Below are 23,220 nucleotides of genomic sequence, written 5' to 3' on the forward strand. Positions count from 1 at the left end.
GGATCCAAAGACCCCGAACGGTTCAGCGCAGCCGGGCGGCTTCCGCGGCCAGCTGCTCGATCCGGCCGAAGTCCTTCGCCGACACCGCGTCCTTCGGGGTCAGCCACGTGCCACCGATGCAGCCGACGTTGGGCAACGCCAGGTACTTCGGCGCCGACGAAACCGTGATCCCGCCGGTCGGGCAGAACTTAAGCGACGGCAACGGCCCGGCGATCGACTTCAGGTAGTCGGCACCACCGCTTGCCTCGGCCGGGAAGAACTTCATCGCGGTCACGCCGCGCTCGGCCAGGCGCATCGCCTCCGAGACCGTGCTCGCCCCGGGCAGGAACGGCAGGCCCGTGTCGAAGCACGCGTCCAGCACACCGTCCGTGGTGCCCGGCGTGACCAGGAATCGCGCACCCGCGTCCGCGGCCTGCTTCGCCTGACCCGGGGTGGTGATCGTGCCCGCGCCGATCAGGATGTCCGGCACCTCGGCGGCGACCCGTTCGATCGCCGCCAGCGCGACCGGGGTGCGCAGGGTCAGTTCGATGACGCCGATGCCACCGGCGAGCAGCGCGGACGCGACGGGCACCGCGTCGGCCACGTCGTCCACCACGACAACCGGCATCACGGGGGATGCCTCGAGCAGTTCCAAGCCGGTGGTCAAGCCACTACCTCTTTCGTCATCCCGGCACCGAAGTGCCCGGGGGTGTACCCGCCGAAAACGCTCGCGCCCTGGTCAGCGGGGCCGACCGCGCGGCGCAGCGCGCCGAACAGCTCCCGCCCGGTGCCGGTCCAGGATGCCTCATCGGGCGGACCGTCCACCAACGGCCGGGCCGCCAGCTCCGCCGCGCCCACCAGCACCTCCAGTTGCCCGGCGTCGGCGTCGAGCCGCACCAGGTCGCCGTCGGCGATGCGGGACAGCGGCCCGCCCGCTGCCGCCTCCGGGGTCAGCTGGATCGCCGCCGGGATCTTGCCCGAGGCCCCGGACATCCGGCCGTCGGTGACCAGCGCGACCTGGAAACCCCGGTCCATCAACACGCCCAGTGCCGGGGTCAGCCCGTGCAGCTCGGGCATGCCGTTCGCCATCGGGCCCTGGTTGCGGATCACCACGACAACATCCCGCTCCAGCTCACCGGCCCGGAACGCGGCCGAGAACTGCTCCTGCGTGGTGAACACCCGAGCCGGTGCCTCGACCACCCGGTGTTCCGGCGCCACCGCGGACACCTTGATCACCGCGCGCCCCAGGTTCCCGGCGACCATGCGCAGCCCGCCGTCGGCGGAGAACGGGCGCGAAGCCGGGCGCAGCACCTCTTCGTCGAGGCTGCGGCCGGTGGTGTCGCGCCAGGTGAGCGTGCCGTCCAGCAGCACCGGCTCCTGCCGGTACCGGCTCAGCCCCGGACCGGCGACCGTTCGCACGTCCTCGTGCAGCAGCCCGGCGTCGAGCAGGGTGCCGATCAGGAACTGGATGCCGCCGGCGGCGTGGAAGTGGTTGATGTCCGCGCTGCCGTTCGGGTACACCCGCGCCAGCAGCGGGACCACCGCCGACAGGTCGGCGAAGTCGTCCCAGGTGAGCTGGATGCCCGCGGCCGCGGCGATCGCGGGCAGGTGCAGCGTGTGGTTGGTCGAACCGCCGGTGGCCAGCAGCGCCACCACGCCGTTCACCACCGCCTTCTCGTCGACGATCCGGCCGAGCGGCGCGTATTCGGCACCACGGGAGATCGCCACCGCCCGGCGACCGGCTTCCTCGGTCAGCGCGCGGCGCAGCGGGGTGCCGGGGTGCACGAAGGTCGCGCCCGGCAGGTGCAGGCCCATCACCTCGACGACCATCTGGTTCGAGTTCGCGGTGCCGTAGAAGGTGCAGGTGCCGGGGGAGTGGTACGAAGCGGCCTCCGCTTCGAGCAGGTCCTCGCGGGTGGCCAGGCCCTCCGCGTAGAGCTGCCGCACGCGGGCCTTCTCCTTGTTGGGCAGGCCGGAGGTCATCGGCCCGGCGGGCACCAGGATCGACGGCAGGTGCCCGAACGACAGCGCGCCGACGAGCAGGCCGGGCACGATCTTGTCGCACACGCCGAGCAGCAGCGCGCTGTCGAACATCTCGTGCGACAGCGCGATCCCGGTGGACATCGCGATGACTTCGCGGCTGAACAGCGACAGCTCCATCCCGGCACGGCCCTGCGTGATGCCGTCGCACATGGCGGGCACACCACCGGCGAACTGGGCGACGCCGCCCGCTTCGCGCACGGACACCTTGAGCCAGTCCGGGTACTCGTGCAGCGGCTGGTGCGCCGAGAGCATGTCGTTGTAGGAGGACACGATCGCCACGCCCGGCTTGCGCACGGCGCGCAGCGCTTCCTTGTCCCCGCCGGTGATCCCGGCGAAACCGTGGGCGAGGTTGCTGCACGCGAGACCGCGCCGGGCGGGGCCTTCGGCGTGGGCGGCGGCGGTGCGTTCGAGGTAGGCGGCGCGGGTCTCGGCGCTGCGGGCGACGATCCGCTCGGTCACTTCGGCGATGACGGGATGCATTCTGCTCATTCAGCGGCTCCGGTGCGGATCACGGGTCGGGAGTGGTCCGGTGACGGCGTCGCTGGCGTCCGGTCTTCGTGGTGACGGTCCACACAGTACCGAACAGCGAACTTCGAATCAAAATCGATCCAGAAGAACGTGGAACGTGACCCCGATCACGTAGGGCGACCAGGGTGTGCTACTTGTCACACTGGACAAGGCAAGGCAGAGTCAGGCATCAGCGCGCCCCACCACGGTGCGGCCCGGCTCCGGCTCCGCCGCACGAACTGACCGACCGTCGGAGGTACGTATGACCACCACCGAATTCACCGAACTGCGCCGCACCATAGGACAGTTGCGACAGTGCGTAGGCGCGCTGCGGGCCAAGTACGGCGAGGCGCCGGCGGTGCGCCGGATCGCCAACGACGTGGAGCGGCTCGAGATCGACGTGAACGAGTTCGACGACACACCCCCGGTGCCCCAGCAGGCCCGCGCGACCGACCGCTCCAACGTGGTCGTGGTACCCGACACCCCGTACGACCCGTCACTCTGGCAAGGCGCTGACGACGAAGGCGTCGGTGGCTACCAGCGTGACCAGCGGTGAGCGCACCGGCTAGCAACGAGGCCAGCCGAGCGGGTACCGGGGTCTTCGCGCCGACGCGCGCGAAGATCGCCGAACGGACCCTGCGCAAGGACCGGTGGTGGCTCTCGCCACTGCTCACCACGCTCGGCCTGGCCACGTTCGTCATCTACGCGACGATCAGGTCGTTCGTGCGCACCGCGTACTGGGTGGAGGAGTACCACTACCTCACGCCGTTCTACTCGCCGTGCCTGAGCGATTCGTGCGTGGCGGGGTCGAGCCACTTCGGCACGCCCTTCGGTGAGCTGCCCGGGTTCATCCCGCTCGGCTTCGTGGTGCTGCCGTTCCTGCTCGGCTTCCGGCTCACCTGTTACTACTACCGCAAGGCCTACTACCGGTCGGTGTGGTTCTCGCCCCCGGCCTGCGCGGTCGCCGAACCGCACGCGAAGTACACCGGCGAGACCCGGCTCCCGCTGATCATCCAGAACGTCCACCGCTACTTCTTCTACGTGGCGCTGGTGGTCTCGCTGATCAACACCTGGGACGCGATCACCGCGTTCCACGGCTCCGGCGGCGGGTTCGGCTTCGGCCTCGGCAACATCGTGCTGACCGGCAACGTGATCATGCTCTGGGCCTACACGCTGTCCTGCCACTCGTGCCGGCACATCACCGGCGGCAGGCTGAAGCACTTCTCCAAGCACCCGGTGCGGTACTGGATGTGGACCCAGGTGACCAAGCTGAACAACCGGCATATGACGCTGGCGTGGATCACGCTCGGCACACTGGTGCTGACCGACTTCTACGTGATGCTGGTGGCCAGCGGTGCGATCGCCGACCTCCGGTTCGTCAACTAACCCCTTTCACGACTTCAACGACAACGGCGTCAGAACGCACTGAGGTGGATTGATTCATGACCGAGGTCGAACGGCACAGCTACGACGTGGTGGTGATCGGTGCCGGTGGCGCCGGTCTCCGCGCGGTGATCGAGGCCCGCGAACGCGGCTTCAGCGTGGCTGTGGTGTGCAAATCGCTGTTCGGCAAGGCGCACACCGTGATGGCCGAAGGCGGCTGCGCGGCATCGATGGGCAACGCGAACGAGCGCGACAACTGGGAAACGCACTTCCGCGACACCATGCGCGGCGGGAAGTTCCTGAACAACTGGCGCATGGCCGAACTGCACGCGAGGGAAGCACCGGACCGGGTCTGGGAGCTGGAGACCTACGGCGCGTTGTTCGACCGAACCGCCGACGGCCGGATCAGCCAGCGGAACTTCGGCGGCCACACCTATCCGCGGCTGGCGCACGTCGGTGACCGCACCGGGCTCGAGCTGATCCGCACCATGCAGCAGAAAATCGTTTCGCTGCAACAAGAAGACTTCAAGGAGCACGGCGACTACGAGGCGAAGATCAAGGTCTTCGCCGAGTGCACGATCACCGAGCTGATCAAGGACGGCGACCGCATCGCCGGCGCGTTCGGCTACTACCGCGAAAGCGGCCGGTTCGTGTTGTTCGAGACGCCGGCCGTGGTGCTGGCCACCGGCGGCATCGGCAAGTCGTTCAAGGTCACCTCGAACTCCTGGGAGTACACCGGGGACGGGCACGCGCTGGCACTGCGCGCCGGGGCGACGCTGATCAACATGGAGTTCGTCCAGTTCCACCCGACCGGCATGGTCTGGCCGCCGAGTGTGAAGGGCATCCTGGTCACCGAGGGCGTGCGCGGTGACGGTGGCGTGCTGAAGAACTCCGACGACAAGCGCTTCATGTTCGAGTACATCCCCGACGTGTTCAAGGGCCAGTACGCGGACAACGAGGACGAGGCCGATCGCTGGTACACCGACCAGGAGGAGAACCGGCGCACGCCGGACCTGCTGCCGCGTGACGAGGTGGCGCGGGCGATCAACTCGGAGGTAAAGGCGGGCCGCGGTTCCCCGCACGGCGGCGTGTTCCTGGACATCGCCAGCCGGTTGCCCGCCGAGGAGATCCGGCGGCGGCTGCCATCGATGTACCACCAGTTCAAGGAACTGGCCGATGTGGACATCACCGCCGAGCCGATGGAGGTCGGCCCGACCTGCCACTACGTGATGGGCGGGATCGAGGTCGACCCGGACACCGCGGCTTCGGTGGTGCCCGGCCTGTTCGCCGCGGGTGAGTGCTCCGGCGGCATGCACGGCTCGAACCGGCTCGGCGGCAACTCGCTGTCGGACCTGCTGGTCTTCGGCAGGCGCGCCGGACTCGGCGCCGCGTCCTATGTGGAGGGTCTGGAGCGCAGGCCGGAGGTGTCCCAGGAACGGGTCGACGCGGCGGCGAAGATGGCGCTGGCGCCGTTCGAGCCGCCGGCGAACGGGGTCGAGGAGAACCCGTACACCCTGCACACCGAACTGCAGCAGTCGATGAACGACCTGGTCGGCATCATTCGCAAGGCCGGGGAGATCGAGCAGGCGCTGGCCAAGCTGGCCGAGATCCGGCAGCGCGTGCACCAGGTGGTGGTCGAGGGGCACCGGCAGTTCAACCCCGGCTGGCACCTCGCGCTGGACCTGCGGAACATGCTGGTGGTCAGCGAATGCGTGGCCAAGGCGGCGCTGATCCGGACGGAAAGCCGCGGTGGCCACACCCGCGACGACCACCCGCAGATGGATTCCCAGTGGCGCAACAGGTTGCTGGTGTGCCAGGTGGATCCCGGCGACGAGGTGGTGCCGCCGGTGACGGTGACACCGAAGCAGCAGGAGCCGCTGCGGCAGGACCTGCTCGAACTGTTCGAGCTGAGCGAGCTGGAGAAGTACTACACCGAGGAAGAGCTGACCACGCACCCGGGAAGGCAGGCCTGAGATGGGGTACAAGGCGAGCTTCCGGGTCTGGCGCGGCGACGACACCGACGGCGGGCTGCAGGACTACACCGTCGAGGTGAACGAGGGTGAGGTGGTGCTCGACATCATCCACCGGCTGCAGGCCACCCAGGCACCGGATCTGGCGGTGCGCTGGAACTGCAAGGCGGGCAAGTGCGGTTCGTGCTCGGCGGAGATCAACGGCCGCCCGCGCCTGCTGTGCATGACCCGGATGTCGGTGTTCGCCGAGGACGAGGTCATCACGGTGACCCCGATGCGGACCTTCCCGGTGATCCGGGACCTGGTCACCGACGTGTCCTTCAACTACACCAAGGCGCGTGAGATCCCGTCGTTCACCCCGCCCGCGGACCTCAAGCCCGGCGACTACCGCATGCAGCAGGTGGACGTCGAACGCTCGCAGGAGTTCCGCAAGTGCATCGAGTGCTTCCTGTGCCAGAACACCTGCCACGTGGTGCGTGACCACGAGGAGAACAAGGAAGCCTTCGCCGGGCCGCGGTACCTGATGCGGATCGCGGAGCTGGAGATGCACCCGCTGGACGTGGCCGACCGCCGGGACGCCGCGCAGGACGAGCACGGGCTCGGGTACTGCAACATCACCAAGTGCTGCACCGAGGTCTGCCCGGAAGGCATCCACATCACCGACAACGCGCTGATCCCGATGAAGGAGCGCGTGGCCGACCGCAAGTACGACCCGATCGTCTGGCTGGGCAACAAACTGTTCCGCCGGGGCACCTCAGACCGCCCCTGAAACGCGAAAAGTGGGGCCTGCCAGGAATGGCGGGCCCCACTTTTCGCGTTCCGGATGCGGCTAGACAGCGCGGCCGGTGGCCATGTCGGTCACCGCGTTCGGTGCCTCGCTGAGCGGCTGGGTGCCCTTCGGGGTCTTCTTCCGCCGCGACATCTTCTTCTGCAGCCACGACGCGAAGGTCGTCAGGATGAAGTTCAGCACCACGTAGATGACACCGATGACGATGTAGGTCGGGATGGTGTTGTTGAAGTTGCCGGAAATCACGTTGGCCTGGCGCAGCAGGTCCGGCACCGACAGCGCACCACCGGCGAGCGCGGTGTCCTTCAGGATGACCACCAGCTGGCTGACGATGGCCGGCAGCATCGCGGCCACCGCCTGCGGCAGCAGCACGTTGGTCATCGTCTGGGTCTTGCGCAGGCCCAGCGCCGAGGCCGCCTCCGTCTGTCCCTTCGGGAGGGACAGGATGCCGGCGCGCACCACCTCGGCGAGCACGGAAGCGTTGTACAGCACCAGACCGGTCACCGCGGCGAAGAGCACGCGGTTGTCCGAGCCCACACTGGTGTATTCCGAGTAGAACTCGTTCGCGAAGATCATCAGGATCAGCACCGGGATGGCGCGGAAGAACTCCACGATGACCCCGGCCACCGTGCGGATCCACTTGTGGTCGGACAGCCGCGCGATGCCGAAGACGGCACCGACCGGCAGCGCGATCACAATGGACAGTCCGGCGATCAGCAGGGTGTAGCCGAGACCGGGCAGCAGGAAGGTCACCCACGTGCCGCTCTCGATGAACGGCGTCCACTTGTCGCCTGCCAGCTGGTTCTTCGCGGCCAGCTGGGCGATCACCAGGTAGGCGATCAGCGCCAGGATCGCGGCGAAGATCACCGAGTAGATGATGTTGCGTGCCTTGGCCTTCGGGCCAGGGGCGTCGTAGAGAACGGAAGGCGCGCCGCTCATCGTTTCACCGCCACTTTCTTCGCCACCCAGCCGAGCAGCAGCCCGATCGGCAGGGTGAGGAGCACAAAGCCGAGCGCGAACACCGAGAACACCAGGATGATCGCGTCACTCTCGTTCTCGATCATCTCCGACATCAGCAGCGAGGCCTCGGCGACGCCGATGACGCTGGCCACCGTGGTGTTCTTGATCAGCGCGATCAGCACGCTCGCCAGCGGCGCGATCACCGAGCGGAACGCCTGCGGCAGCACGATGATCCGCAGCACCTGGGTGAAGCCCAGCCCCAGCGCGCGTGCCGCCTCGGCCTGGCCGACCGGCACCGTGTTGATGCCCGAGCGCAGCGACTCGCAGACGAACGTCGAGGTATAGGCCACAAAACCGAGGACGGCGAGCCGGAAACCGTTGTCGATGATGAAGGTCGGCGAGTTCTCCGGCGCCAGGTTGAGGGCGAGCGTGGAGGACAGGCCGATGGAGCAGAAGAAGATGATCACCGTCAGCGGAGTGTTCCGCACGACGTTGACGTAGGCGGTGCCGAACCCTCGCATGATCGGGACCGGGCTCACCCGCATCCCGGCCAGGATCGTGCCCCAGACCAGCGAGCCGACGGCGGAGAGCGCCGCCAGCTGGATGGTCGTCCAGAAGGCACCGAGGATGTCGTAGTCACCGAGGAAGTCGAACACGGAAAACTCCTCGTCGGATATGGGGCGGCGCGCCGCGATCAGGTCGCGGCGCGCCGCCGTGCTTCATTCGTTTTCGGAGGAACTCGCGCTTACTTCTCGGTCACCGGCGAGGGCTCGGGGATCTTGTAGCCGGACGGGCCGACGTTGGTCTCCAGCGACTTCTTCCAGGAACCGTCGGTCTGCATCTTGGTGATCGCGTTGGCGATCGCGGTGCGGCTCTCGGCGTCGTCCTTCTTCAGGCCGACCCCGTAGTTCTCCTTCGAGAAGGCTTCGCCGACCAGCTTGAACTTGCCGGGGCTCTTGGCCGCGAAACCGGCCAGGATCACGTCGTCGGTGGTGACCGCGTCGATGCTGCCGTTCTCCAGCGCGGTGATGCAGTCGGAGTACTTGCCGTACTCCTGCAGCTGCGCTTCCTTGGAGAACTCGTCCTTGATCTTCTGGGCCGGGGTGGAACCCTTGACCGAGCACAGCTTCTTGCCGTTGAGCGCGGTGTTGCCGGTGATGTCGGTGTTGTCCGCCCGCACCAGCAGGCCCTGGCCCGCGACGAAGTACGGCCCGGCGAAGGCCACCTTCTCCTTGCGCTTGTCGGTGATGGAGTAGGTGGCGACGATGAAGTCGACGTCACCCTTCTCGATCAGGTTCTCGCGCTCGGCGGACTGGGCTTCCTTCCAGGTGATCCCGGACTCCTCGACACCGAGCTCCTTGGCGATGTACTTCGCCACGTCGACGTCGAAGCCCTCCGGCTTGCCCGACTGCGTCTGGAGCCCGAGCCCCGGCTGGTCGAACTTGATGCCGATGGTGATCTTCTTGTCGTCCTTGGCCCGCGCGACGAGGTTCTTGCTGCCACTGTCGCCGCCGCCACCACAGGCGGCGAGCGTGAGGCCCGCAACCGCGACGACTGCGCTCATACGCAGAACTCGACTCAACCGCATCTGATTGGGTTCCTTCCTAGTGGGTCAGGATCTTGCCGAGGAAGTCCTTCGCGCGGTCGGACTTCGGGCTGGTGAAGAACTCGTCGGGGGTGGAGTCCTCGACGATCTCGCCGTCGGACATGAACACCACCCGGTGCGCGGCGCGGCGCGCGAAGCCCATTTCGTGGGTGACCACCAGCATGGTCATGCCGTCGGCGGCCAGGCTGGTCATCACGTCGAGCACCTCCTGGACCATTTCCGGGTCCAGTGCCGAGGTGGGCTCGTCGAACAGCATCACCTTGGGGCGCATGGCCAGCGCCCTGGCGATGGCCACGCGCTGCTGCTGGCCGCCGGAGAGCTGGGCCGGGTACTTGTCGGCCTGGTTGGCGATGCCGACCCGCTCCAGCAGTTCCATCGCGGTCTTGCGCGCTTCGGCCGAGGAGACCTTGCGGACCTTCTGCGGCGCGAGCATCACGTTCTCGACGATGGTCTTGTGCGCGAACAGGTTGAACGACTGGAAGACCATGCCGACGTCGGCGCGCAGCGCGGCCAGCGCCTTGCCCTCGGCGGGCAGCGGCTTGCCGTCCACGTGGATCTCGCCGGAGTTGATCGGCTCGAGGCGGTTGATCGCCCGGCACAGCGTGGACTTGCCGGAGCCGGACGGCCCGAGCACCACCACCACCTGGCCGCGCGGCACCTCGAAGTCGATGTCCCGCAAAACGTGCAGGTCGCCGAAGAACTTGTTCACGGCGGCCGCCTTGATCATCGGCGGCGCCGGCGTCGCTGTGGTCATCTGGCCTCCAGGCGGCGAGCTGCGGTGTCCTTCTTGGTTGCCGTAACTCTAGTCACACCCCGTACACGGCCCTTGTCGCAGGTCTGGAGTGGGCCCTTTCGCGCATGACGAGTCGGCGATGGCGGAAACTTACTCTGCTCCGTCAGGGTGTAAAGCCCGCTTGACTAACACTTAGGGTTTCAAATCGATCTCGACCCACCGGAAAGGAGCCGGCGTGCGCGTTCTGCTCGTCGAGGACGACGACAGGGTGGCCGACGCACTGGTGCCCGCGCTGCTGCGCCGCGGGCTGTCGGTCCGCCGCCTCGCCTCGGGCGCGGAGGTGCTGGACCGGATCGCCGACGCCGACGTGGTGCTGCTCGACCTGGGACTGCCGGACGTGGACGGCATGGTGCTGTGCTGGCGGATCCGCGAGATCAGCGATGTCGCGATCATCGTGGTCTCCGCCCGCGGTGAGGTCGACGACCGCATTCTCGGCCTGCGCTCGGGAGCCGACGACTACCTGGTCAAGCCGTACGACGTGGACGAGCTGGTGGCCAGGGTGCACGCGGTGCGCCGCCGTCGCGGGGAACCGGCGAGGGCGGCCACCGGGGCGATCCGGGTGGCCGACGTGCTGATCGATCTCGACCGGCACGAGGTGACCGCGGGTGGTGAGGTGATCACGCTTTCACGCAAGGAATTCGGCGTGCTGAAGCTGATCGCGGCCGAGGGCGGCGCGGTCTGCTCGCGCGACCGGCTGCTCACCGAACTGTGGGGCAGACGCGGTCAGGCGGAAAGCCGCTCACTGGACGTCCATGTCGCTACCCTGCGAACCAAACTCGGCCGGGCCGAGCTGATCGAGACGGTGCGCGGGGTCGGTTACCGGCTGGGTGCGCGGCCAGACGGGGAGTGACACGTGCGGGTGCGGCTGCAGGCCACGGTGCTTTCGCTGGTCGCCCTGCTGGTGTTCGGGCTCGGCGTGCCGCTGGCGGTGAGCGTCGCGGGCAGTGCCGGGCAGACGCTGTTCCTCGACCGCCTCACCGACACCGCGCGGTTCGCCTCGCTGGCGCAGCGGCCGCTGATCCAGAGCGACCCGGACCTGATCAACGCCGAACTGCGCCGGTACGCCGAGGTGTACGGGATCGCGGTGGCCGTGCTCAACCAGGACGGGCGGCCGACCGCCACCTCCGGCTCGGTGCCCGGCGCGATCAAGCTCGACCTGGCCGACACGCGGGTGGCCGGGCAGGTGCAGTCGGCGCTGGCCGGGCGCCATTCCGAACCGGGGCCGATGCTGGTGCCGTGGGACGAGGGCACGCTCGTGCTGGCCGAACCGGTGCTCATCGACGGTGACGTCCGCGGCGTGGTGGTCACCGAGTCGCCGACCGCGCAGGCGCGCCAGGAGGTGACGCTGTGGTGGGTGCTGATCGCCACCATCGGCATGATCGCCTTCTGCCTGGCGCTGCTGGTGGCGCTGCCGCTGGTGCGCTGGATCCTGCGTCCGGTGCGCCGCCTCGACGAAGCCACCGGCTCACTGGTCGAGGCCGTGGTGAGCGGGCGTGAAGTGGCTCGGGTGGGGGAGGAGAGCGGCCCGGTCGAACTGCAGCAGCTCGGCCGCTCGTTCGACATGATGGCCGCAAGTGTGGGGGAAGCACTAGCCGCGCAACGGGCTTTCGTGGCCGACGCCTCGCACCAGTTGCGAAATCCGCTGACCGCGTTGAAGCTGCGGTTGGTGAATCTCGAAGGACACGTGGACACCGAAGCGGAGGAACACCGCGAAGCCGCGGTCGCCGAAGCGGACCGGCTCAACCAGGTGCTCGACGGCCTGCTGTCGATGGCGCGCGCGGAAGCCTCGGCGGGCGAACTGGTCGCGGTCGACGTGGACACCGTGGTCGCCGAGCGCGCCGCGGACTGGAACGTGGTCGCGGTGGCCCGCGAGGTCAGCCTCGACGTGGAGGGTTCGACCGACGGCGTGCGCGCGCTGGCACCGCCGCGCGGACTGGAAGCGGTGCTGGACGCCTTGCTGGACAACGCGCTGAAGTTCACCGGCGCCGGGACGTCGGTCCGCGTGCATACCTCCACAGTGGACGAGGCGGTCCGGCTGACCGTGCGCGACCACGGGCCGGGACTGCGCGCGGACGAACTGGAGCGGGCCACCGACCGGTTCTGGCGGAGCACCGCGCACCAGAACGTGGCCGGGTCCGGACTCGGACTGTCCATTGTGGCGGAGATCGTGGCCAGGGCCGGCGGTTCGCTGAAGCTGGACCTGCCCGACGGCGGTGGTCTCCGGATCGCGGTCGAACTGCCCGCCGCTAGTTCTTGAGGGTGCGGTAGTAACGCAGCGCGCCGGGATGCAGGGCCATCGGCGCGGTCTCGATGGCGGGCCGCAGATCGATCGACAACGCGGCGGTGTTCGCCTTGGCCAACTCCGGCCGCGCGTCGAACAGCCCGCGCGTGAGCGCCTCGGCCATGTCGTCGGACATGGTCGTCGGCACCACCAGGAAGTTGGGCACCACCAGCGTGGTCACCGGCCCGCCGGACTGGGGATAGGTGGAGCCGGGAATGGTCGCCGAGCGGTAGACCGGGTTGGCCTGGCGCATCGCGGGCATCGCCGAGCCGACGTCGATCAGCCGCAGCGGGATGCGGTTGGCCAGCGTGCTGATCGAGTTCGTCGGCAGCCCGCCCGACCAGAAGAAGGCGTCGATCTCCCTGCGCTCCAGCGCGCCGAGCGACTCGTCGAGCCCGAGGTAGCGCACCGTCATCGAGCCGGGCTCGCCCAGTCCGCTGGCGTTGAGCAGCAACTGCGCGATCACCGCCACCCCGGACTCGGGTGAGCCGATCGCCACCCGGCGCCCGCGCAGGTCGGCCAGCGAGTGCACCGGCGAGTCGGCCCTGACCACCACGTGCAGGTAGTCGTCGTAGATCCGGGCGAGCGCGGCGAGATTGGGCTCGCCGCTGGGGTCGGTGGCCACGTCGGCGGCGCTGAACGCGACGTCGGCGGTACCCGCGCGCAGGCGGGCCAGGTTGTCGGGGGAGCCGCGGGTCTGCTGGATCTCCGGACGGTCGATCGCCAGGCCGGCCGCCCACGCCCCGGCCAGCGGCTGCGCGAGCTGGTAGTAGACGCCCCGGTCGTTGCCCGCGGCGATCCGCAGCCTGGTGCCGGTGAAGTCCGGGCCGCAGGCGGTGAGCGTGGTGAGCAGCAGGAGCACGGCGGCGGTCACCCGTGTCAGAGCTGTCACGACCGCAGATGGTGCCAGCTCCGCGACCGGAAATGTCGTACATCCCGGTTACGATCCGGTAGTGCCGAGGTGGCACCCGAAGTAGCATAGGAGGTATGAAATTGAGCGTCAGCCTGTCGGACGAGGACGTGGCCTTCATCGACCACTACGCCGCCGCGGCGGACGTGCCGTCGCGCTCGGCGGTGGTGCACCGCGCGCTGGAACTGCTGCGGGCCTCCCAGCTGGAGGACGACTACCGCGCGGCGTGGGACGAGTGGGCCGCGCTCGGCGACGAAGCCGAATGGGACGCCGCCACCGGTGACGGGGTGCTGGCGCGCTGATGCGGCGTGCCGAGATCCGGCTGGTCAACTTCGAGCCCGCGCGGGGCAGCGAGTCGAACAAGACCAGGCCGGCGGTGATCGTGAGCAACGACGGCGCCAACGTGATGGCCGGGCGGCTGGGCCGGGGCGTGGTCACCGTGGTGCCGGTGACCTCCAACGTGCGCCGGGTGTTCCCGTTCCAGGTGCTGCTGCCCGCCGCCGAGTGCGGGCTGGCGGTGGATTCGAAGGCGCAGGCCGAACAGGTCAGGTCGGTTTCGGTGGAGCGGATCGGCCGCCGGGCGGGCAAGCTGACGCCCGCGCTGATGGAGCGGGTGGAGGCGGCGCTGCGCCTGCATCTCGGGCTGTGACCGGCGGGGCCTACCCTGGAGGCAGATTCGCCTAAGGAGCTCCAGTGTCCCGCACCTTCCAGATCCGCACGTTCGGCTGCCAGATGAACGTCCACGACTCCGAGCGCCTGGCCGGGCAGCTGGAGGCGGCAGGCTATCGGCCGGCCACCGACGACGCGCCGGACGTGGTGGTCTTCAACACCTGCGCGGTGCGGGAGAACGCCGACAACAAGCTGTACGGCACGCTCGGCCACCTCCGCCCGGCCAAGACCGCCAAGCCGGACATGCAGATCGCCGTCGGCGGCTGCCTCGCGCAGAAGGACCGCGGCGAGATCGTCAAGCGGGCGCCGTGGGTGGACGTGGTGTTCGGCACGCACAACATCGGCTCGCTGCCCGCCCTGCTCGAACGCGCGCGGCACAACAGCGAAGCGCAGGTGGAGATCCTCGAGTCGCTGGAGACCTTTCCCTCCACGCTGCCTGCCCGGCGCGACTCGGCCTACTCGGGCTGGGTGTCGATCTCGGTGGGCTGCAACAACACCTGCACCTTCTGCATCGTGCCCTCGCTGCGCGGCAAGGAGCGCGACCGGCGGCCGGGGGAGATCCTGGCCGAGGTCGAGGCGCTGGTCGCCGAGGGCGTGCTCGAAGTGACCCTGCTCGGGCAGAACGTGAACTCCTACGGTGTCGAGTTCGGCGAGCGCGACGCGTTCTCGAAGCTGCTGCGCTCGTGCGGTTCGGTCGAGGGGCTCGAGCGCGTGCGGTTCACCTCGCCGCACCCGGCCGCGTTCACCGACGACGTGATCGACGCGATGGCCGAGACCCCGAACGTCTGCCCGCAGCTGCACATGCCGCTGCAGTCCGGTTCCGACCGGGTGCTCAAGGAAATGCGCCGCTCGTACCGGTCGGCCCGGTTCCTGTCCATTTTGGACAAGGTGCGCGCGGTGATGCCGGAGGCGGCGATCACCACCGACATCATCGTCGGCTTCCCCGGCGAGACCGAAGAGGACTTCCAGGCCACGCTGGACGTGGTCCGGCAGGCGCGGTTCTCCAGCGCGTTCACCTTCCAGTACTCGAAGCGGCCGGGCACCCCCGCCGCCGAGATGCCGGGGCAGCTGGCCAAGGAGGTCGTGCAGGAGCGCTACGACCGGCTGGTCGCGCTGCAGAACGAGGTGGCGTGGGAGGAGAACAAGAAGCTGGTCGGCCGGAAGGTCGAGCTGCTGGTCGCGGCCGGTGAGGGCCGCAAGGACGCGGAGACGCTGCGGATGAGCGGGCGCGCCCGCGACGGCAGGCTGGTGCACTTCACCCCCGGCGAGCTGAACGTCCGGCCGGGGGACGTGGTGGAAACCGTGATCACCTACGGCGCCCCGCACCACCTGGTGGCCGACGGTGAGCCGCTCTCGCACCGCCGCACGCGCGCCGGTGACAATTCCGAGGCCGGGCTGCGGCCGAAGACCAACGGGGTGAGCCTCGGCCTGCCGAGCATCGGCGCGCCCGCCCCGCTGCCCGCGGTCACCGGGGGGTGCGCGCTGTGAGCACGCCGGAACCCTCGTCCGATTCCGTGGACGAACTCGGCGCCGACGTCGACCAGGTGGTGCGCAAGGCGTCCCGCACGGTCGACCTCGGGCACCGCGGCCTCGTCGTCTCGCTCGCGGTTTTTGTGCTGATCGTCGGTTTGCTGCTGCCGTGGGTCGGCGAGCACGTCGGCTGGCAGGTGCTCGGTGGCCAGGCCGGGCCGATCCCGCAGCTGTTCGCCGTCACCTCGACGGGGTTCGGCGTGCTCGGCTCGATGCTCGCGCTGATCACCCGGCGGTGGTGGATCGCGTGGGGTTGCGCCATCGGCGGCTGGTTCGCCTCGGTCGACGGCATGCTGGCGATCTGGTCGCAGCAGTCCTCGCAGGCCAGCGGCGCGGTCGGCGGCGGGCCGGGATTCGGCCTGATCCTCGCGGTGATCGCCACCGTGGTGATCGCCTTCCAGTGGATGCGGGCGGCCTGGTCGCGCAGCTGAACCCGGCCACTGCTTGTAGGGTTCACTCAAAGTGTCGTTCACGCACCCGAACGTGTGGGGGTTCCGCATGCACCCGACCGGTCAAGAGGTGGAGCAGCTACTGGCCGTGAGGGCCGTGCTGGCGGCCGAAGCGGCCAGGCTGGCTGCCCTGCACGCCGGCGCGGACGAGGTGCGAGGGCTGCGGCGGCTGTGTGCCGACGGGGACGCCGCGATCGCCGCCGGTGACCAGGACGCCATGCTCGCGGCGAGCACCACGCTGCACGAACGTGTCGCCGAACTGGCCGGGAACCCGGCGCTGCTGGACTTCGTCGGGCAGGTCGACCTGCGGGTGAGCGCGCACTACCCGGCGATCACCCGGCAGCGCGGTGCGCAGGCCTGGCGGGAACACCACGCGCTGGTCGACGCGATCGAGCGGAAGGACCCGGAGTCCGCCGCGCGCATCATGCGTGACCACGTGGACCACACCAGGGACGCCTACCTGCAAACCCACCACCCGGCCCCGGCGGCTCCCCGGACGCGCCCGGCCCCGGTGCCCGCGCGACGCCGTCGGAGCCTCCCGCGCTCCTGACGGACGGCAAAGGGGCGGGGCACCGGCCAAGCCGATGCCCCGCCCCGAAAACCACCGCGTCAGCGGTCCGCGACGGCCCGTTCCGCGGCGTCCAGCCACTCGCGCCACTGCGCGGCCTGCTCGTCGGCCTTCTTCGCGCGCCGTTCGTCCCCGGCGGCTCTGGCCTTGGCGGCCTGTGACTCGAACTGCTCGACCCGCTCCCGGAACTGCGCGGCTCTGGCCTGGGCCTCCGGGTCGGTGCGGCGCCACTTGCTCTCTTCGGCACTGCGCACGCGGTCCTGCACGGCCTTGAGCCTCGAGTCGAGGTCGCGGATGCGCTCCCGCGGCACCTTCCCGATCTCGTCCCACCGCTCCTGGACCTTGCGCAGCTGCGACTTCGCCGCCTCCAGGTTCGCGGCCGGGTCGATCTTCTCGGCCTCGGCGAGCAGCTCCTCCTTCTTCGCCGCGTTGCCGGAGAACTCGGCGTCGCGTTCGGAGAAGGCGGCCGAGCGGCGGGCGAAGAAGGCGTCCTGCGCGGCGCGGAACCGCTGCCACAGCGCGTCGTCGCTGTCCTTGGGGGCGCGGCCGGCGGCCTTCCACTCGCCCATCAGCTCCTTGTACCTGGCGGCGGTCGGCCCCCAGGACTCGGAGTCGGCGAGCGACTCGGCCTCGGCGATCAGCTCCTCCTTGCGGGCCTTCGCCGCCGCGCGCTGCTTGTCCAGCTCGGCGAAGTGCGAGCCACGGCGGCGGTTGAACGCCTCCCGTGCCTTGGAGAACCGGCGCCACAGCTCGTCGTCGGTCTTGCGGTCGACGCCCTTGATCGTCTTCCACTCGTCGAGGATGGCGCGCAGCCGGTCACCCGCGGCCTTCCACTGGGTGGAGTCGGCGGCGATCTTCTCCGCCTCCTCGGCCAGCGTCTGCTTGCGCCCGACGGCGACTTCGCGGGCCTGCTCGCGTTCCTGCTTCGCGTCGGCCAGCGAGCGCTCGGCGTGCGCGATCACCTGATCGATGCGAGCACCCAGCGCCGCGAGGTCGCCGACCACCGCCGCGTCGGCCAGGCCGTCGCGCAGCTGTGTCGCGCTCGACAGCGCGTGCTTCGGGTCGCCGGCGCCGGACGCCAGCCGCGTCTCCAGCAGTTCCACCTCGGTGCGCAGGTCGTCGAACCGGCGCGCGAAGTGCAGCAGGCCCTCTTCCGGGGTACCTGCCTGCCAGACACCGATGGCGCGCTCGCCGTCCGCGCCCCGGACGTAGACCGTGCCCTCCTCGTCCACCCGGCCCCAGCGGTCCGGGTGTGGTTCGGCCGGTGGCACCGGGGGAACCGGCTGGCCGGGGGTGTGCGCATGCGGCACCGGGTGTGGTGCCGGGGCTTCCGGGGCCGCGCTTTCCTGAGCGCCCTCGGTTGTGTTCTCCGCCATGGCAGGCTCCTTATCGCCTGTACGCCCGCTCGCGCGGGCGCCCCACCACCGGTGGGGCCGGGTCGTGCCGCTGCCGGACCACGCTCGTGTCCGTCGTGGCATTCAAACAGGTCAAGGCGCGTCGTGGTACATGGTGCTCGCATCAGGACCCGCTTTCGGGTGGCGGGGTAACGTCGGACAGCGTGATCACACGTGCCGTCGTGGTGCCGCAGCCGCCGCTGCTGGTGCCCGAAATCGCCGCCGGGGCGCGCGAATCCACCGCCGATCTGCGGGCCGCGTGCCTGGCCGCGGCGGGCAGGCTGACCGAAACCGCGGACCGCTGGGTCGCCGTCGGCGCGGGTGAGGACACCGTCTCGGTCACCCCGCCGAGTGCGTGCGGTTCGTTTCGCGGATACGGCGTCGACCTCGGTGTCGGTCTCTCCGAGCGCACCGGCGCGCCGGCCGAGTTGCCGCTGCCCGCGCTGATCACCGGCTGGTTGCGCGCGCGGGTGGGTGCCGCCGAGGCCACCGTGCACAGCTTCCCGGTGGACACCCCGGCCGAGCGGAGCGCCAAGGCCGCCGAGCTGATCGCCGAACGCCACTCCGGGCACGGCCTGCTCGTGCTCGGCGACGGCGCGAACCGGCACGGCCCGCGGTCACCCGGTGGTGAGCACGACGGCGCGCCCGCCTTCGACGCCGCCATCGCGAAGGCGCTCGCCACCGCCGATGCCGAGGCGCTGCTGGCACTCGACGCCGATCTCTGCGCGGAACTGGGTGCGGGCGGGCGGTTCCCGTGGCAGGTGCTCGCCTCGCTCGCCGAGGGCGCAACCTGGACCGCCGAACTGCTGTACTCCGAGGCGCCGTTCGGCGTCGGCTACCACGTCGCGGTCTGGACACGCGCGTGACGCGGCCGATCGCGGTGGTCGGCCCGACCGCCACCGGCAAGTCCGAACTGGCCGTCACGCTGGCGCTCGCGCTGGGCGGCGAGGTGATCAACGCCGACGCGATGCAGCTCTACCGCGGCATGGACATCGGCACCGCGAAGGTGACCGCCGAGGAACGCCGCGGCGTGCCGCACCACCTGCTCGACGTACTGGACGTGACCGAAACCGCGTCCGTCGCGGCCTACCAGCGCGACGCCCGCGCCCGCGCGGAACGGCTCATCGCCGAGGGCAAGGTGCCGGTGTTCGCCGGTGGTTCCGGCCTCTACGTGCAGGCGATCGTCGACGAACTGCGGTTCCCCGGCACCGATCCGGCGGTCCGCGCGCGACTGGACGCCGAGGCCGCCGAAGTGGGCGCGGCCGCGCTCCACGCCCGTCTCGCGCGCGTGGATCCCCAAGCCGCCGAGGCGATCCTGCCGACCAACACCCGGCGGATCGTCCGTGCACTGGAGGTCATCGAGATCACCGGTGAACCGTTCTCGGCGAACCTGCCGCGACCGGGGGAGCCGCGCTACGGCACCACGATGATCGGCGTCGACCGCGAGATCGCCGATCTCGACGAGCGGGTCGATCTGCGCGTGGAGCGCATGTTCGCCGCCGGACTGGCCGACGAGGTGCGTGAGCTGGAGAAGCACGGCCTGCGCGAGGGCAAGACGGCGTCGCGGGCGCTGGGGTACCAGCAGGTGCTCGAACACGGTGACGACCTGGCGGCGGCCGCGGCCGCGACGGCGCAGGCCACCCGCCGGTTCGTACGACGGCAACGGTCCTGGTTCCGCCGGGACAAGCGGATCCACTGGTTTCCCGGCGCGGCACCGGATCTGGCCGAGCGGGTGCTGGAACTGGTTGGTGGGCAAGAAAGACCAGGTCGGCGCGAAGCGCTCCACTGAGGGCGGTGGCGGGAGACGGGCGGGATAAACTTTGATTATGGGCGGTATCGAATTCCTCAAGGGGCACGGCACGCAGAACGATTTTGTGCTGCTCCCCGACCCGGCCGCACGGCTGGACCTGACCCCGGCGCGGGTCGCCGCCCTCTGCGATCGCCAGCGCGGCATCGGCGCGGACGGCGTGCTGCGGGTGGTGCGCGCGGCCGATCTGGGCGTGGAGTCGGCGGGCGAGTGGTTCATGGACTATCGCAACGCCGACGGATCGATTGCCGAGATGTGCGGCAACGGCGTGCGGGTTTTCGTCCGCTACCTGGTCGACGCGGGCCTGGCCGAGGGGCCGGAGTTCGTCATCGGCACCCGGGCGGGCGACCGCCCGGTGGTGGTGCGCCCCGACGGCGCCGTGACCGTCCAAATGGGACCGGCCACGATCACCGGCTCGTCGGTGACCATGGTCGGCGAGCAGTCGTTCTCCGGGGTCGCGGTGGACGTGGGCAATCCGCACCTGGTGTCGTTCACCGAGGACGACGTGGCCGGGCTCGACCTGCGCGATCAGCCGGCGTACGACCGCGATTTCTTCCCCGATGGGGTGAACCTGGAGTTCGTCAACGCGCTCGGTGAGGGACATCTGCGCATGCGGGTCTACGAGCGCGGCGTCGGCGAGACGCGGGCCTGCGGCACCGGCACGGTGGCCGTGGTGGCCGCCGCGCAGCACCTGGCCGGGCTCGAAACCGCCGAGTCCGTGGTCGACATTCCCGGTGGTCGCGTGGTCGTCACGGTGGCGCACGGCGAATCCACCCTCACCGGGCCCGCCGAGATCGTCGCCAGGGGTGAGCTGGACGAGGCCTGGTGGTCGGCCAACGCCTGAGGTCAGGCGCTGACCGCCACCGGGATGTCGCGCATCCGCCGCAGCGGTGAGGCGAGCACCCAGACCACGGCCAGCGCCTCCAGCGCACCGGCCACCCACAGCGTGTTCCGGATCCCGGCGAACTCGCCCAGTACCCCGCCGAGCATCGAGCCCAGCGGCAGCACGCCCCAGACCACGAACCGCACGCTCGCGTTCATCCGCCCGAGCAGCCGGTCCGGGCAGATCGCCTGCCGGTAGCTGACCTGGGCTACTTGTCAAGGGTGACATGTACGGTTCACACTATCGGACGTGACTTCGACGATCGTTCGTGTAGTGATCTACTGCCGCATCTCCAAGGACCGGATCGGCGCCCACCTGGGGGTGGACCGCCAGGAGTTCGAGTGCCGGGAGATGGCGCGCAAGCGCGGGTGGACGGTGGTAGCCGTGTTCGCGGACAACGACCTGTCGGCGTACAGCGGCAAGCCTCGCCCGGGATACCGCCGACTTCTTGCACTCATCGAAGCCGGTGAGGCGGACGCTGTTCTGTGCTGGCACACCGACCGTCTGCACCGACACGGTGACCCTATGGAGTTGGAGAACTACATCGATCTCTGCCAGCCGCGGAACATCCCGACGTACGCCAAGCAGGCGGGCACGCTCGACCTCACGACCGCGTGGGGGAGGAAGGATGCCCGGAACCGGGCCGTGGACGCCCGCTACGAGTCGGAGCACGCGAGCGAGCGACTCGTGGAGAAGATGACCGAGCTCGCGCGGGATGGCCTGTTCCTGGGCGGCCCCCGTCCGTTCGGCTTTGATTCGGACGGGCTGACGCCCCGCCCCGCTGAGATCGCGGCCATCGCGCGCGCGATACAGGACGTGCTTGCGGGAGCCTCGATCGGTTCCGTCGCCCGAGCGTGGAACGAACTTGGGCTCAAACCGCCCCAGGGAGCAAAGGAATGGATTCCGGCGTCCGTGCGGTCGGTGCTCATGCGGCCTCGCAATGCGGGGCTGTCGGTGCACCGACGCCAAGTCGTGGGGAATGCCACCTGGGCTCCGATCGTGTCGGAAGCCCAATGGCGTGCGCTCAAGAGCATGTTGGACGACCCGGAGCGCCGCCCAAAAGGAAACCTGTCTCTGAAGTGGCAGGGATCGAACGGCTACTACTGCGGGAAATGCGACGGTAAGGCCACGATGCGCAGTAATTCTGTTTGGAGTCCGAAGAGGAAGATTCTTCAACCGGCGTACCGCTGTCGCGCGGTCAACCATAATACGATCATCGCTGAGCCTGTCGACGATCTGGTCAATGCTGTGATCGCCGACCTGCTGCGCAGAGAGAACGTGTCTCTGCTCCCATCTGCTGATCCGGATGAGCTGCGTTCTGCGCAAGCTGAGTTAACTGCGCTCGGCAACCGCAAGAAACAGTTGGCCGCCCTCTACGGGGCGAACGAAATCGACGAGCAGGAGTGGTCGGAAGCACGTGCCTCCCTCACTGGTGCACTCGAACGTGCACAAGCGAAGGTGGCTGAGCTGTCCGCTGGGTCGACGCTCGCTGGCATCGCGGACGCGCCCGATCCGGGCCGCGCCTTCCTGGCGTCGACGGTGGAGCGTCGGCGAGCCGTGATCACCGCGGTTGCGGTGGTGTCGATCATGCCGAACAACCCGAAGGGCTACACCAGGGAGGCGGGGAAGATTGACCCGAACCGCGTCGACATCACGCCTATCGGCTAGCGGCGCTAGTGGCCGTCGCGTAGGAACCGCTCGGCGGCGTGCACCGTCGACCGCACGCTGACCGCTTCTTCGCGGTCGCGGGCGATCGCGTAGTCGGTGCACGCCAGGATGAACTGTTCAAGGTGTCTGACGATGGCGGCGATACCGACGGTGCCCCAGCCAGTCAGCATGACGATGAGCGCCAGCGGGAGCATGACGGGGTGCCAGCCAGCCAGTGGCACGGCCAGCATTGCGACACCTCCGATCATGGTGATCGCTGTCGCGATCAGCGCGGCGACCCACAGGTGGGTCGGCTTGACCTTGGTGGTGACTGGCTTCGGCCCCTCGGTGCGCATGCGAACTACATCCCCTCGTTGTGGTGGTATCGGGCTTAGCCCGTTCGGGGTGTTACACCCCCCCGATTGTCGTCACCGAGCTGAGATGAGTTAGTTCGCAGAAGCAAGGAATACCCAGGTGGCCTAATCCAATATTGCGATCAGGTTACGACCGAGTTTGTCCGGTTTGTGCCTGCCTTTGGCGGCTACGGGCGGCGGCCGTCTGGCGGGCACGCTCGGCGACCGCCTGGTCCTGGCCATCACGTTCGCGCGCCTTGCGCCGGATAGTGAGCACGCGTAGCAGCCAGTCCTCGGCCTCTGCTGGGTCGACCTGGTAGGCGGCCGAGGCCTCCGCGAGCAGGTCGGCCAGCGTCGGCTGTAGCAGCACCTTGACCGCGGCGCGCCCCCGCGCGTCGTCGTCTGGTTCGGCCTGTGCCCGCTGGGGCGGCGCTGGCATGTCCTCCAGGTCTTCCTCTCCGTCGAGAAAGCGCCGGCTCTTGCCGGGGTTCCAGCCCAGGGCGTTCTCGACGTCGGCGAGCGTGTTCGGGCCGGCGCCATGGCCGCGTTCGAGGTCGCCCAGGGTGCGGTCGCTGATGTCGAGGTGTGCGGCCCACTCCTGGAGCGTGTTGAACCCAGCCTTCTTCCGCGCGTTGCGGACGGCACTGCCGAGTAGCGCTTTGCGGTCCACCATGCGCTCAGGGTGCCGCATCTTCCGCGAG

The 23,220-nt window shown here is 69.4% G+C and carries 25 protein-coding genes and 1 pseudogene; 15 read left to right on the forward strand and 11 right to left on the reverse strand.

Annotated elements, in window-relative coordinates; all coding sequences use genetic code 11:
* Window positions 1-22: 22 nt before the first annotated feature.
* On the reverse strand, window positions 23-646 hold the full coding sequence (gene eda, locus YIM_RS13020; protein ID WP_153030601.1) for a bifunctional 4-hydroxy-2-oxoglutarate aldolase/2-dehydro-3-deoxy-phosphogluconate aldolase: 624 nt from the start codon (window positions 644-646) through the stop codon (window positions 23-25).
* Window positions 643-2,502, reverse strand: coding sequence for a phosphogluconate dehydratase (edd, locus tag YIM_RS13025; protein ID WP_153036954.1), 1,860 nt, complete (start codon window positions 2,500-2,502; stop codon window positions 643-645). The genes eda and edd overlap by 4 nt, the downstream gene beginning before the upstream one ends.
* Window positions 2,503-2,791: 289 nt before the next feature.
* Between edd and YIM_RS13030 the strand changes: the two genes are divergently transcribed.
* From YIM_RS13030 to YIM_RS13045, 4 genes are read left to right on the forward strand one after another with little or no spacing between them, the layout of a single operon-like run.
* Window positions 2,792-3,085 (forward strand): hypothetical protein, encoded by a 294-nt coding sequence (locus YIM_RS13030; protein WP_153030602.1) that lies wholly within the window; start codon window positions 2,792-2,794, stop codon window positions 3,083-3,085.
* Window positions 3,082-3,915, forward strand: coding sequence for a hypothetical protein (locus YIM_RS13035; RefSeq protein WP_153030603.1), 834 nt, complete (start codon window positions 3,082-3,084; stop codon window positions 3,913-3,915). Before YIM_RS13030 ends, YIM_RS13035 begins: the two co-directional genes overlap by 4 nt.
* A 56-nt stretch (window positions 3,916-3,971) precedes the next feature.
* On the forward strand, window positions 3,972-5,885 hold the full coding sequence (locus tag YIM_RS13040; protein WP_153030604.1) for a fumarate reductase/succinate dehydrogenase flavoprotein subunit: 1,914 nt from the start codon (window positions 3,972-3,974) through the stop codon (window positions 5,883-5,885).
* Window position 5,886: 1 nt separating this feature from the next.
* The gene (locus YIM_RS13045; protein ID WP_153030605.1) at window positions 5,887-6,651 is read left to right on the forward strand and encodes a succinate dehydrogenase/fumarate reductase iron-sulfur subunit; all 765 of its coding nucleotides are present in this window, start codon (window positions 5,887-5,889) and stop codon (window positions 6,649-6,651) included.
* Window positions 6,652-6,711: 60 nt separating this feature from the next.
* Here the strand turns inward: YIM_RS13045 and YIM_RS13050 are convergent, their stop codons facing one another.
* From YIM_RS13050 to YIM_RS13065, 4 genes are all read right to left on the reverse strand, one after another.
* Complete coding sequence (locus YIM_RS13050; RefSeq protein WP_153030606.1) at window positions 6,712-7,608, reverse strand: amino acid ABC transporter permease; 897 nt, start codon at window positions 7,606-7,608, stop codon at window positions 6,712-6,714.
* The gene (locus YIM_RS13055; protein ID WP_153030607.1) at window positions 7,605-8,285 is read right to left on the reverse strand and encodes an amino acid ABC transporter permease; all 681 of its coding nucleotides are present in this window, start codon (window positions 8,283-8,285) and stop codon (window positions 7,605-7,607) included. Before YIM_RS13055 ends, YIM_RS13050 begins: the two co-directional genes overlap by 4 nt.
* Before the next feature lie 89 nt (window positions 8,286-8,374).
* On the reverse strand, window positions 8,375-9,193 hold the full coding sequence (locus YIM_RS13060; protein WP_153030608.1) for a glutamate ABC transporter substrate-binding protein: 819 nt from the start codon (window positions 9,191-9,193) through the stop codon (window positions 8,375-8,377).
* Between the two features lie 40 nt (window positions 9,194-9,233).
* Window positions 9,234-9,962, reverse strand: coding sequence for an amino acid ABC transporter ATP-binding protein (locus YIM_RS13065; protein ID WP_194240316.1), 729 nt, complete (start codon window positions 9,960-9,962; stop codon window positions 9,234-9,236).
* Window positions 9,963-10,203: 241 nt separating this feature from the next.
* On the opposite strand from YIM_RS13065, the gene YIM_RS13070 reads away from it, so the two are divergent.
* Complete coding sequence (locus YIM_RS13070; RefSeq protein ID WP_153030610.1) at window positions 10,204-10,878, forward strand: response regulator transcription factor; 675 nt, start codon at window positions 10,204-10,206, stop codon at window positions 10,876-10,878.
* Window positions 10,879-10,881: 3 nt separating this feature from the next.
* Complete coding sequence (locus tag YIM_RS13075) at window positions 10,882-12,285, forward strand: HAMP domain-containing sensor histidine kinase (RefSeq protein WP_153030611.1); 1,404 nt, start codon at window positions 10,882-10,884, stop codon at window positions 12,283-12,285.
* On the opposite strand, the gene YIM_RS13080 is transcribed toward YIM_RS13075, so the two are convergent.
* Complete coding sequence (locus YIM_RS13080) at window positions 12,275-13,201, reverse strand: TAXI family TRAP transporter solute-binding subunit (protein ID WP_228004702.1); 927 nt, start codon at window positions 13,199-13,201, stop codon at window positions 12,275-12,277. The two genes, YIM_RS13075 and YIM_RS13080, sit on opposite strands and share 11 nt — an antisense overlap.
* A 95-nt stretch (window positions 13,202-13,296) precedes the next feature.
* Here YIM_RS13080 and YIM_RS13085 point away from each other — a divergent pair, with 95 nt between their 5' ends.
* Genes YIM_RS13085 through YIM_RS13105 form a run of 5 tightly spaced genes read left to right on the forward strand, consistent with a single transcriptional unit; the run spans window position 13,297 to window position 16,417 of the window.
* Window positions 13,297-13,521 carry a ribbon-helix-helix protein, CopG family gene (locus tag YIM_RS13085; RefSeq protein ID WP_153030612.1) on the forward strand — a complete coding sequence of 75 codons (225 nt, stop codon included), beginning with the start codon at window positions 13,297-13,299 and terminating at the stop codon, window positions 13,519-13,521.
* Window positions 13,521-13,868 carry a type II toxin-antitoxin system PemK/MazF family toxin gene (locus YIM_RS13090; protein ID WP_153030613.1) on the forward strand — a complete coding sequence of 116 codons (348 nt, stop codon included), beginning with the start codon at window positions 13,521-13,523 and terminating at the stop codon, window positions 13,866-13,868. Before YIM_RS13085 ends, YIM_RS13090 begins: the two co-directional genes overlap by 1 nt.
* Before the next feature lie 44 nt (window positions 13,869-13,912).
* Window positions 13,913-15,376 (forward strand): tRNA (N6-isopentenyl adenosine(37)-C2)-methylthiotransferase MiaB, encoded by a 1,464-nt coding sequence (gene miaB, locus YIM_RS13095; protein WP_153030614.1) that lies wholly within the window; start codon window positions 13,913-13,915, stop codon window positions 15,374-15,376.
* A complete protein-coding gene (locus YIM_RS13100) occupies window positions 15,373-15,849 on the forward strand; it encodes a hypothetical protein (RefSeq protein WP_153030615.1) in 477 nt (158 codons plus the stop codon). Before miaB ends, YIM_RS13100 begins: the two co-directional genes overlap by 4 nt.
* 31 nt (window positions 15,850-15,880) lie before the next feature.
* Entirely contained in the window at window positions 15,881-16,417 is a 537-nt protein-coding gene (locus tag YIM_RS13105; RefSeq protein WP_153030616.1) for an FCD domain-containing protein, read from the forward strand.
* Window positions 16,418-16,476: 59 nt separating this feature from the next.
* Here the strand turns inward: YIM_RS13105 and YIM_RS13110 are convergent, their stop codons facing one another.
* A complete protein-coding gene (locus YIM_RS13110) occupies window positions 16,477-17,811 on the reverse strand; it encodes a DUF349 domain-containing protein (RefSeq protein WP_153030617.1) in 1,335 nt (444 codons plus the stop codon).
* Between the two features lie 182 nt (window positions 17,812-17,993).
* Between YIM_RS13110 and YIM_RS13115 the strand changes: the two genes are divergently transcribed.
* Genes YIM_RS13115 through dapF form a run of 3 tightly spaced genes read left to right on the forward strand, consistent with a single transcriptional unit; the run spans window position 17,994 to window position 20,480 of the window.
* On the forward strand, window positions 17,994-18,695 hold the full coding sequence (locus YIM_RS13115) for a class III extradiol dioxygenase subunit B-like domain-containing protein (protein WP_153030618.1): 702 nt from the start codon (window positions 17,994-17,996) through the stop codon (window positions 18,693-18,695).
* Window positions 18,692-19,618, forward strand: coding sequence for a tRNA (adenosine(37)-N6)-dimethylallyltransferase MiaA (gene miaA / locus YIM_RS13120; protein ID WP_153030619.1), 927 nt, complete (start codon window positions 18,692-18,694; stop codon window positions 19,616-19,618). Before YIM_RS13115 ends, miaA begins: the two co-directional genes overlap by 4 nt.
* Window positions 19,619-19,655: 37 nt before the next feature.
* Window positions 19,656-20,480 (forward strand): diaminopimelate epimerase, encoded by an 825-nt coding sequence (gene dapF, locus YIM_RS13125; RefSeq protein WP_153030620.1) that lies wholly within the window; start codon window positions 19,656-19,658, stop codon window positions 20,478-20,480.
* 2 nt (window positions 20,481-20,482) lie between these two features.
* Here dapF and YIM_RS13130 read toward each other — a convergent pair.
* Window positions 20,483-20,731, reverse strand: a pseudogene (locus YIM_RS13130) (MFS transporter); the annotation flags it as partial.
* Window positions 20,732-20,768: 37 nt separating this feature from the next.
* On the opposite strand from YIM_RS13130, the gene YIM_RS13135 reads away from it, so the two are divergent.
* Window positions 20,769-22,187, forward strand: a complete 1,419-nt coding sequence (locus YIM_RS13135; RefSeq protein ID WP_153030621.1) for a recombinase family protein — start codon at window positions 20,769-20,771, stop codon at window positions 22,185-22,187.
* 5 nt (window positions 22,188-22,192) lie between these two features.
* On the opposite strand, the gene YIM_RS13140 is transcribed toward YIM_RS13135, so the two are convergent.
* Together YIM_RS13140 and YIM_RS13145 are read right to left on the reverse strand one after the other, a co-directional pair.
* Window positions 22,193-22,522, reverse strand: a complete 330-nt coding sequence (locus YIM_RS13140; protein WP_153030622.1) for a hypothetical protein — start codon at window positions 22,520-22,522, stop codon at window positions 22,193-22,195.
* Between the two features lie 145 nt (window positions 22,523-22,667).
* Window positions 22,668-23,192 (reverse strand): hypothetical protein, encoded by a 525-nt coding sequence (locus tag YIM_RS13145; RefSeq protein WP_153030623.1) that lies wholly within the window; start codon window positions 23,190-23,192, stop codon window positions 22,668-22,670.
* Window positions 23,193-23,220 lie beyond the last annotated feature (28 nt).

It is taken from the genome of Amycolatopsis sp. YIM 10, from assembly GCF_009429145.1.
In the GTDB taxonomy this organism is placed as follows: domain Bacteria; phylum Actinomycetota; class Actinomycetes; order Mycobacteriales; family Pseudonocardiaceae; genus Amycolatopsis.

Coding starts and splice junctions, on each gene's coding strand:
- edd (WP_153036954.1), bottom strand. CDS start 2,502: ATGCATCCCGTCATCGCCGAAGTGACCGAGCGGATCGTCGCCCGCAGC.
- YIM_RS13030 (WP_153030602.1), top strand. CDS start 2,792: ATGACCACCACCGAATTCACCGAACTGCGCCGCACCATAGGACAGTTG.
- YIM_RS13040 (WP_153030604.1), top strand. CDS start 3,972: ATGACCGAGGTCGAACGGCACAGCTACGACGTGGTGGTGATCGGTGCC.
- YIM_RS13045 (WP_153030605.1), top strand. CDS start 5,887: ATGGGGTACAAGGCGAGCTTCCGGGTCTGGCGCGGCGACGACACCGAC.
- YIM_RS13050 (WP_153030606.1), bottom strand. CDS start 7,608: ATGAGCGGCGCGCCTTCCGTTCTCTACGACGCCCCTGGCCCGAAGGCC.
- YIM_RS13060 (WP_153030608.1), bottom strand. CDS start 9,193: ATGAGCGCAGTCGTCGCGGTTGCGGGCCTCACGCTCGCCGCCTGTGGT.
- YIM_RS13065 (WP_194240316.1), bottom strand. CDS start 9,962: ATGATCAAGGCGGCCGCCGTGAACAAGTTCTTCGGCGACCTGCACGTT.
- YIM_RS13085 (WP_153030612.1), top strand. CDS start 13,297: ATGAAATTGAGCGTCAGCCTGTCGGACGAGGACGTGGCCTTCATCGAC.
- YIM_RS13090 (WP_153030613.1), top strand. CDS start 13,521: ATGCGGCGTGCCGAGATCCGGCTGGTCAACTTCGAGCCCGCGCGGGGC.
- YIM_RS13110 (WP_153030617.1), bottom strand. CDS start 17,811: ATGGCGGAGAACACAACCGAGGGCGCTCAGGAAAGCGCGGCCCCGGAA.
- dapF (WP_153030620.1), top strand. CDS start 19,656: ATGGGCGGTATCGAATTCCTCAAGGGGCACGGCACGCAGAACGATTTT.
- YIM_RS13140 (WP_153030622.1), bottom strand. CDS start 22,522: ATGCGCACCGAGGGGCCGAAGCCAGTCACCACCAAGGTCAAGCCGACC.
- YIM_RS13145 (WP_153030623.1), bottom strand. CDS start 23,192: ATGGTGGACCGCAAAGCGCTACTCGGCAGTGCCGTCCGCAACGCGCGG.